This is a genomic window from Mycolicibacterium xanthum (assembly GCF_019710635.1).
GTDB lineage: Bacteria > Actinomycetota > Actinomycetes > Mycobacteriales > Mycobacteriaceae > Mycobacterium > Mycobacterium xanthum.
On the sequence record NZ_JAIFZS010000035.1, the window covers coordinates 73784 to 82933 of the forward strand.

Sequence of the window (9150 nt, forward strand, 5' to 3'; positions counted from 1 at the left end):
GCGACGGTGATCTACGACTTGCTGCGGCGGGGCCTGTTCCTGGTCGAGCCGGAACGGATCCACACCTGGGTGTTCGCCGGGCTGCGGGCCGCCACCGCCCCGGCGCCGCTGCGCCGGGCGCTGGTGCGCCGGCTGACCCCGTCCGACCCGGTGCTGGCCAGCACCGTGTTCGGGGTGCGGTTTCCGGGCCCGATGGGGCTGGCCGCCGGCTTCGACAAGGACGGCCTGGGCGTGCAGACCTGGGGCGCGCTGGGCTTCGGCTACGCCGAGGTCGGCACCGTGACCGCGCAGGCGCAACCGGGCAATCCCCCGCCGCGGCTGTTCCGGCTGCCCGCGGACCGCGCCCTGCTCAACCGGATGGGCTTCAACAACCACGGCGCGGGCGCGCTGGCGACCCAGCTGACCCGCCGGGTGCCCGACGTGCCGATCGGCGTGAACATCGGCAAGACCAAGGTCACCCCGGCCGAGCAGGCGCCGCGGGATTACGCCGAGAGCGCCCGACTGCTCGGTCCACTGGCCGCCTACCTGGTCGTCAACGTCAGCTCGCCGAACACCCCCGGCCTGCGCGACCTGCAGTCCGTCGAGTCGCTGCGGCCGATCCTGACCGCGGTGCTGGCCGAGACCTCGACGCCGGTGCTGGTCAAGATCGCCCCCGATCTCGCCGACGAGGACGTCGACGGCATCGCCGACCTGGCCGTCGAGTTGGGCCTGGCCGGCATCGTCGCCACCAACACCACGGTGTCCCGCGCCGGGCTGGCCACGCCGGGGGTCGACGAGCTGGGGCCCGGCGGTATCTCCGGCCCGCCGGTGGCCCGGCGCTCGCTGGAGGTGTTGCGCCGGCTGCACCAGCGGGTGGGTGACCGGTTGGTGCTGATCAGCGTCGGTGGCATCGAGACCGCCGACGACGCCTGGGAGCGCATCCTGGCCGGCGCCTCGCTGCTGCAGGGCTACACCGGATTCGTCTACGGCGGCGGGCTGTGGGCCAAGTCCATCAACGACGGCGTCGCCCGCCGCCTGCACGACGGCGGCTTCGCAGACCTCGCCGCGGCGGTCGGGTCAGCCGCGCGCTAGTTCCGCCCTACTTCTGTCCTACTTCTGCTCGTAGGTGCCGTGGATCAGCGCCCGGGCGATGGCGTGGCCGAACAGGTTGAAGCCGAGATAGGCCGGGGTGCCCTCGGCCGGTACATCGAGCTTCTCGACGCCGACGGCGTGCACGGCCACGAAGTAGCGGTGCGGTCCGTGGCCGGCGGGCGGCGCGGCGCCGATGTAGCGCCGCAGGCCGGCATCGTTGGCCAGGGTGATTGCGTCACCGGGAAATCCGCTGCCGTCGCCGACCCCGGCAGGCAGGTCGGTGACGGTGGCGGGCAAGTTGAACACGGCCCAGTGCCAGAACCCCGACACGGTGGGCGCGTCGGGGTCGTAGACCGTGACCGCGAAGCTGCGGGTCTGCTCGGGGAAGCCCGACCAGCTCAGCTGCGGCGACTCGTCGGAGCCGCCCGCGCCCATGATCCCGCTGACCTGGGCATTGGCCAGTGGCCCGCCGTCGGTGAAGGACTGCGAGGTCAACGTGAAGGTGGGCAGCACGGGCAGGAAGTCGTAGGGGTTGTACGGAAAAGCCACGGGCGGTCTGTCCTTTCGGTGGTGTCGGTCGGTTTCTAGCAGTGCAGCAGGAAGTGTTCGAGGACCTGCGCGCCGAACGTCAACGCGTCGACGGGCACCCGCTCGTCGACGCCGTGGAACAGTGCGGCGAAGTCCAGGTCCGGTGGCAACCGCAGCGGCGCGAACCCGAAACAGCGAATCCCCAATCGGGCGAAATGTTTTGCGTCCGTTCCGGCGGAGAGCATGTAGGGCACGGTGCGGGCGTCGGGGTCGGTGGCCAGGATCGCATCGTTTATCGCGTCGAGCAGTTCGCCGTCGAACGGGGTCTCGTAGGACGGCAGGTCGGTGATCCACTCCCGCGCCACATCCGGCCCGATGATCTCGTCGACCTCGCGTTCGAACTCGGCGAGCCGGCCGGGCAGCACCCGGCAGTCCACCACCGCTTCGGCGGTCGCGGGGATCACATTGGCCTTGTATCCGGCGGTCAGCATGGTCGGGTTGGCGGTGTCGCGCAGGGTGGCGCCCACGATGCGGGCGATGCCCCCGAGTTTGGCGACCGCGCCTTCGAGGTCCGGCGAGGACGGGTCGAAGGTGTACCCGGTCTCCTCGCTCACCGCGGTCAGGAACTGCTCGACCGAGTCGGTCAGCACCACCGGGAACCGGTGTCGGCCCAGCTTGGCCACGGCCTCGGCGATCAGGGTGACGGCATTGTCGCTGTGCACCATCGACCCGTGACCGGCCCGGCCCCTGGCCGTCAGCCGCATCCACAGCATCGCCTTCTCGGCGGTCTCGATCAGGTACAGGCGGCGTTCACCGCCGTCGCGGCGCGGCACGGTCAGCGAGAACCCGCCCACCTCGCCGATCGCCTCGGTGACGCCCTCGAACAGGTCCGAGCGGTTCTCCACGAGCCATTTGCACCCGTAGCTGCCGCCGGCCTCCTCGTCGGAGACGAACGCGAACACCAGGTCACGCGGCGGAACGATGCCCGAGCGCTTGAAGTGCCGGGCGACCGCGATGATCATCCCGACCATGTCTTTCATGTCGACGGCGCCGCGGCCCCACACGTAACCGTCCTCGATGGCCCCGGAGAACGGGTGCACACTCCAGTCGGCGGCCTCGGCAGGCACCACATCGAGGTGGCCGTGCAGCATCAGCGCACCGCGTTGCGGGTCGGCCCCGGCCAGCCGCGCGAACACATTGGCCCGGCCCGGCGCCCCGGCCTCGACGTACTCGCATTCGTAGCCGACCTCGGTGAGCTGCTCGACCACCCATCGGGCGCACTCGGCCTCCCCTTTGGTGGTCGCGGGGTCGCCGGTGTTGGAGGTGTCGAACCGGATGAGTGCGCTGACAAGGTCGACGACCTCGTCACTGGGCGTCTGTCGATCTCCAGAAAGACCACTCACAGTTCCCTTTCCTACCATCCTTGCCGGGCGCCCCTAGGCCTTGGTTTGGGTCACGGGGTGGTGATCCGATAGCCTTAGCTGCCCACAGCAGGTCCGAGTGGCGGAATGGCAGACGCGCTAGCTTGAGGTGCTAGTGCCCTATTAACGGGCGTGGGGGTTCAAGTCCCCCCTCGGACACAATTTGGTTAGCTTTGTGTGCCCAAAACTCCGCTTTGACCTCGGTCGGGGCGGTTTTTTAACGTTTGCCGATTTTCGTCTACTCCGACTTGAACCCCCACAACTAACGCCTATCCGCTGCACCGCCGTAATGGATTCACTCCTATGACCGCCGAAGGTCGCAGCCGATCAGGCATCTCGATCAACAGAGCCCCGCGAAAACGACTATGGCGAACAAGATTTCGTTGTGACTCCAGCTGCGTGATCAGGCCCTGCCCAAAGAACTGATCGGGGTCGCCAGGATGGTCGTCCAACAGGCCAATCAATGGCGTATAAGAGCGCGGATGATTGATAAGTCACACGCCGGAATGAAGTCGAGCGGGTGACCGTCGAAGAAGGCGATAGAGCTACTTCGGCGTTTCGCGGCGACCGTGCTGGCGCCGACAGACATCGCTGACAGCCACTGAAGAAGTGAGTCAGACCTAGCCCGGTCGGCGCATCGGATCCACATTGGCCGACAACCCGCCAGCGGTGGGGCGGCGCAGCGGCGCGGCCTTGCCGCCGTCGGATTCGGTGATGTAGTCGGCATACACGGTGAGTGTGGTCACGAAAGACGCGTGACCCCTTGCAGGCGGCCGAGGAATGGGACTTCGTCCCAACTTCGTGGTCGGATTGAACCGGGCGATCTCATGGTCATGCCGATGAAGACCACAACGCAGATAGCCCTCGGCCTCGTATCCGGCCCGTATGGATACCGCTCGCGCGAGGAGGATGCCAACAAGCGCCACGTCGCAAGTCGTATTCCCACGCCGTACTGACCGCCGCCGCCGTGGCGCACGCTGCGCCGACATGCGATCGTAACCCGGTGAATCAGCACACCCGGCTCATGCCCAAAAGCCGGCTCGAGGCCTTCTCCGACGGGGTGTACGCGATCGCCCTCACCTTGCTCGTCATCGGGCTCCACGTGCCCGAGTCCTCGGATCGATTGCTGGAGGAATTGACCGACGAATGGCCGTCGCTGCTGGGCTACCTGGTCAGCTTCGCCTTCATCGGTGGTTCGTGGTTCGTACACACCAACCTCACCCGCCTTCTCGCGACGGCCGACAGCGCCTTCGCGCAGCTTAATCTGCTACTGCTGCTGTTCGTGACTTTCCTCCCGTTCACCACGGGTGTGCTGGCCGCCCACCTCACCGGCTCAGGCCAGCGGCTCGCGGTGGTGCTGTTCGGGGCGAACCTGACCCTGGCGGAGGCGATGCTGGGGGTGCTGTCCACCTATGTGGCGCGAAACCCCGATCTCGTTCATCAAGCGGGGCCGGAATTGCGGGGGTTCGCGAAAGTACGGTGGGCTTTCACGACGTTGCTGGTGCTCTCTACAGTCGCGGGCTGGTTTGTGCCTCAGTTCGCGGTGGGCTTCTACCTCGTCGTGTCGGCGCTCATCTTGATTCAGCCGATCCGACTTCTGGAACGTCGTAGCCGACTCGCGCATCAGCGAAATCGCAGAAAGCCCCCGATCGAACGCCAATAGATGACTTGGCAGGTTGAGGAATCGTCGAGCCGCATCGGTGAAGTGGTTGGTCTGAGCCTCGATACTGCACCCGCGCTCCGAGACCAGATCGACTGGGAAAAACCGCAACTGCCGCCTATCGCGTCGAACGAATCAGTCCGTTCCCGCGGCCGTCGAGGCCTGCGGCTGCCCACCCGCCACGGTGTAGGGACCCTGGTCGGCGCGTCCTGGCCTTGTGCGCCCGAACCAGGCCACACGGAGATTCCACTGGATGGCTGCCGCGCGCAATGCGAAGGTCCCGAGGATACAAACGATTGACCCGATTACGTCTGGCCAGTACGCCAACATCAACGCAAAGCTATTGCACCCCAGCATCACCGGCACCGCATACAGTTCGGGCCGCAACAGCAACGTGGTCCGACCCGGCAAGCACATCCCGCAATAGCCCGCCGCCAATTGCCGTGATGATCCCGAGGATTACCCACGCAGCGGGCAACCCGAAGCCGACATGGCGATACCTTCGCCGCGCCCGGTACCCCGAACATCGCGGCCCCGAAACCATCGAGGTAGAGCATGATGCTGAACAGGTGGCGGGACCCGAAAAGCCTGCGCCCGAGGGACGCAACGACGGAAGCTACAGCGGCCCAATCGGTAGCGCTTTTGAGCTCTCTTCTCAAATGCTGAAATGTAGGGATCAGCAGAATCGTTCGAACTCTTTCCACTCACTTGCCCGGCGCCTGGTCAGCGCCGCTTTGGGCGCATCAGTTCGCTGGCCGCGGGTCCGCCGCCCATCACGTGTGCACTCAGGTGCCGACGCGCGGACCATGTGGCGGTTCGGGTGAACCATCTCCCGGCACTAGGTGCTCGGGGGACGTCTCGTCGAGGCCCGCGATCCGCCTGGCATACAGGTTGATGCCGGGCTGTGCGCTCATGCCATGGGCAAAGATGCTCAACAGCACCGTCGCGATCACCGCCAGTCGGATCGTTGGAGTGCCCGGTAAGTTTGCCTCGCGTTCGAGGTAGACCAGCCCGAGCACGATGGACGCCAGGCCTCTGGGGCCGAACCAGCCCATGAACAGCACGGTCGCCCGGCTCAACCGAGTCCCCAGCAACGCCAGCGCAACCGGCACCATGCGCACCACGGTCAGGCTGAGCACGGCATAGAGCAGGACATCCGGGGTGAAACTACCCCAGATGTCGGCGACGGAGGTGCCGAAGAAGAAGAAGAACACGAAATAGTTGAACAGTTGCCCCCAGTCCTCGGCGAACTCGACGCTGCGCCGACCCGCGTCCTTGTAGGCGAATTGGGCGGCGAATCCGGCGACGAACGCCGCGATGAACATGCTCGCCGCGGTGGCCTCCGCCACGATGACACACAGCACCGGCAGCGCCACCACACCGAGTTGCCCCAGCGACGGCGCCATCCACTGCCTGCGGTGCGCAACGCCGAGCAACCACCCGCCCAGGCCGCCGATCCCGATTCCGATCAGGGTGCCGTAGCCGAGTTGCTCGCCCAGCAACCGGACGAACACGCCACCCGCGGACACCGTGTTGTCTTTGGCGACCGCCAGCACGATGAACAACATCAGGAACGGAACAGACAGCCCGTCGTTGAGGCCGGCCTCAACATTGAGGCCCTGGCGAATTCGTAGAGGTACTCGTTCGCTGTCCACGATGACCTGGCCGAGGCCGGCATCCGTGGGGGCGAGGATGGCCCCCAGAATTGCCGCTTCCCACCATGAAAGTCCGCTCAACACAACGATTGCGCACGCGGCGCCCAACACGATGGTCAGCGGGGTACCCACACCGAGCAGGCGTAGGGGCAAGCTGCGCCCGGCCGTCAGCACCGATGGGCTGATCCGGCTGGCGTCGGTGAACAGCAACATCACCAGGCCCAGCTCAGCGAAGAGGAGCAGCAGCTCACGATCGACGACCAGTTCGCGTGCGGCCTCCGGCAGCAGGATCGTTGCGGCCCCGGCGAACGTGAACAGCATCGGCGCGGTGATGACCGTCCGTTGCAGCCGCTGTGACACCAGGCTGTAACCGAAGACGAGCAACACGAAGACAGCTATCAGGACCATGGCGCGAATCAGGCTCCGGTATCAGGTGATCAGGCTGGGGATCGCTGACCACAAGCATGGGAGTTCCGCCGGCCAGCGACACAGTATTCCGCAATATCGTTCCCGAGTGCCGTTCAGCAGGGCGCATTGCGGAGGACGCCACCACTATCAGCGCGATGCAGGTGCGTGCGGGTATGGATGCCTTAGGGTCTCTGACTACGTGTTTGACACCAACCACGATTGCTCGCCCTGGCTCACGGTCACGTTATCGTGGGGGATGTCAACGACACCATCAAAACTGTTGCGCCGGTCTGGACTCCTGCCCAAGCTGCCAGCGCCGATCAGTCCAGCACTTGTCAAGCACGCCGAGTACCGGGCCAGCAGCATCCAAAACCGGATCGCAGACAACATCACTCGCTTCGCCGGATCGATGATGTTCGTCTATTTGCACATCATCTGGTTCGCGGTCTGGATCATTTTCCGCGTCGAGAACTATCCATTCGGGTTGTTGACGATGATCGTGTCGCTCGAGGCCATCTTCCTGTCGACCTTCGTGATGATCAGCCAGAACCGAGCCGACGCCAAGCGCCAAGTCATTGCCGATCAACAGTGGAAGACGGTGCAAGAAGAGGATCAGCAGAACCGCCAGCTGCTCGATCTCTCCAATCAGATACTCGAGCTGACAAAGGCCGTCCATGCTTATGCGCTGACTGCGGCGAGCAACTCTCCATCGGGCGGTGCTGCCGAAACCGACGGGCGGAGCTGACTCACGGGAGCGGAAGGGCGACTGCGCATCCTTGTCGTGGGGGCCACGTCTCGAACCAGCACACCGTGCGGCCTTCAAGCACCCGCCACCCGTGCACCACAAAGATCGAATGCCCACCTGCGGAGGGCAGTAGCCTGACTTCAAGCGTGCCGCTGCGCCGCAGGGAGAGTGATGCTATGACGACCGCAGCCACGATGCCGGCAGGTTTCCTCATCCGCGGAGCGCGGGTGTTCGACGGAACCTCGCAGCGGCTCATCGAGGGCAAGGACGTGCTCGTCCGAGACGGCAAGATCGCCGTCATTGCAAGTGGCATCACAGCCGACAGCGGAGTCGTTACCCTCGACGCCGACGGTCGCACCCTGATGCCTGGGCTCATCGACGCGCACTATCACTCGATGTTCAATTTCTGGCCCGTGAGCAAGGTGCTGAGCTCCGATTTCGGACTGCTGTGCATCGCGGCCTCAAAGATGGCGCGGGAAACCCTGCTCCGAGGGTTCACCACCGTCAGGGATGTGGGTGGCAACTGCTTTCCGATCGTGCGGGCCACCGACGAAGGGTTGATCGACGGGCCGCGTGTGTACCCCTGCGGCGGATACATCAGCCAGACGTCCGGGCATGGTGACTTCCGCGGCCCGCTCGACGTTCCCACGAACGACGGCTCACCCCTGGACTACTTCCAGAGGGTCGGTCACACGCTGATCGCCGACGGGGTGCCGGAGGTGATCAAGCGCACCCGGGAGGTGTTGCGCATGGGCGCCACCCAGATCAAGGCGATGGCGGGAGGAGGGGTGACCTCGCTGTACGATCCGCTCGATGTCACGGAATACACCTTCGAGGAGATGAAGGCGATCGTCGACGTGGCCAAGAGCTGGAACACCTACGTCGCGATTCACGTGAACACCGATGCGGCGATCCGGCAGTGGGTCGAAGCCGGTGCCACGTCCATCGAGCACGGGTTCTTCATGGAGGACCGGACGGCGCAGCTGTTGGCGGAAAAGGGCGTGTGGTGGAGCATGCAGCCCATGGCGACCGACGAGGACGCGCTGACATTCGAGAACCCCATCAGCACAGCCAAATACGCGCAATGCGTGTCCGGCCTGGACAACGCCGTCGCGGCCGCAAAGAAGTACAAGGTCAAGACGGCATTCGGCTGCGACATGCTCTTCGATCCCAAGCAGGCGGCGAAGATGGGCAAGTACCTGGCCAAGCTGCAGAAGTGGTACACGCCCCACGAGGCGCTGAGCATGGCCACCTCCGCGAACGCCCAGCTACTCAAGCTGTGCGGACCGCGCGACCCCTACCCGGGCGACCTCGGTGTCGTCAAGGAAGGCGCACACGCCGACCTACTCCTGGTCGATGGGAACCCCCTGGAGGATCTCGACCTCGTCACGGACCCGGACACGAACTTCGTCGTCATCATGAAGGCCGGAAAGGTCTATAAGAACGCGATCCACTCATCCTAGCGATTAAGGCCAGAAGGATACGACATGAATCTTGACGCTGAGATCGACCGACTAGTGGTCTGTCTGTAAATTAATATGGTAGTCTGTACTATGCCGGTTATGACAGCTGCCGCGTTGCCGGTCAGCGATGCTCAGCGTGCGGAGTTGGAGCGGATGGCGGCCTCGACGTCGTTGCCGCATCGTCAGGTGGTGCAGGCGC

General features: G+C 65.1%; 9 protein-coding genes and 1 tRNA gene. 5 read left to right on the plus strand and 5 right to left on the minus strand.

Going from position 1 to position 9150, the window contains the following annotated elements:
* Positions 1-9 precede the first annotated feature (9 nt).
* Positions 10-1071 (plus strand): quinone-dependent dihydroorotate dehydrogenase, encoded by a 1062-nt coding sequence (locus JDV09_RS14190; protein ID WP_221369787.1) that lies wholly within the window; start codon positions 10-12, stop codon positions 1069-1071.
* 18 nt (positions 1072-1089) lie between these two features.
* Here JDV09_RS14190 and JDV09_RS14195 read toward each other — a convergent pair whose 3' ends face one another.
* Positions 1090-1620 (minus strand): YbhB/YbcL family Raf kinase inhibitor-like protein, encoded by a 531-nt coding sequence (locus JDV09_RS14195; RefSeq protein ID WP_221369778.1) that lies wholly within the window; start codon positions 1618-1620, stop codon positions 1090-1092.
* A gap of 35 nt (positions 1621-1655) precedes the next feature.
* Positions 1656-3020, minus strand: a complete 1365-nt coding sequence (locus JDV09_RS14200) for a M20/M25/M40 family metallo-hydrolase (RefSeq protein WP_221369779.1) — start codon at positions 3018-3020, stop codon at positions 1656-1658.
* Positions 3021-3093: 73 nt separating this feature from the next.
* Here JDV09_RS14200 and JDV09_RS14205 point away from each other — a divergent pair.
* Positions 3094-3179: transfer RNA gene (locus JDV09_RS14205), tRNA-Leu, on the plus strand.
* A gap of 461 nt (positions 3180-3640) precedes the next feature.
* Here JDV09_RS14205 and JDV09_RS26825 read toward each other — a convergent pair.
* Positions 3641-3766, minus strand: a complete 126-nt coding sequence (locus tag JDV09_RS26825) for a hypothetical protein (protein ID WP_255605347.1) — start codon at positions 3764-3766, stop codon at positions 3641-3643.
* A 257-nt stretch (positions 3767-4023) separates the two neighbouring features.
* Between JDV09_RS26825 and JDV09_RS14210 the strand changes: the two genes are divergently transcribed.
* Positions 4024-4683: a TMEM175 family protein gene (locus JDV09_RS14210; protein ID WP_308124131.1), complete on the plus strand. Its 660-nt coding sequence runs from the start codon at positions 4024-4026 to the stop codon at positions 4681-4683.
* 337 nt (positions 4684-5020) lie between these two features.
* Here JDV09_RS14210 and JDV09_RS27495 read toward each other — a convergent pair whose 3' ends face one another.
* Together JDV09_RS27495 and JDV09_RS14220 are read right to left on the minus strand one after the other, a co-directional pair.
* A complete protein-coding gene (locus tag JDV09_RS27495; protein WP_221369780.1) occupies positions 5021-5224 on the minus strand; it encodes a TRIC cation channel family protein in 204 nt (67 codons plus the stop codon).
* Positions 5225-5465: 241 nt separating this feature from the next.
* Positions 5466-6743 (minus strand): cation:proton antiporter domain-containing protein, encoded by a 1278-nt coding sequence (locus tag JDV09_RS14220; RefSeq protein ID WP_221369781.1) that lies wholly within the window; start codon positions 6741-6743, stop codon positions 5466-5468.
* Between the two features lie 199 nt (positions 6744-6942).
* Here JDV09_RS14220 and JDV09_RS14225 point away from each other — a divergent pair, with 199 nt between their 5' ends.
* Entirely contained in the window at positions 6943-7488 is a 546-nt protein-coding gene (locus JDV09_RS14225) for a DUF1003 domain-containing protein (protein ID WP_308124132.1), read from the plus strand.
* A 146-nt stretch (positions 7489-7634) separates the two neighbouring features.
* Complete coding sequence (locus tag JDV09_RS14230) at positions 7635-8951, plus strand: metal-dependent hydrolase family protein (RefSeq protein WP_221369782.1); 1317 nt, start codon at positions 7635-7637, stop codon at positions 8949-8951.
* The last annotated feature ends 199 nt before the right edge of the window (positions 8952-9150 follow it).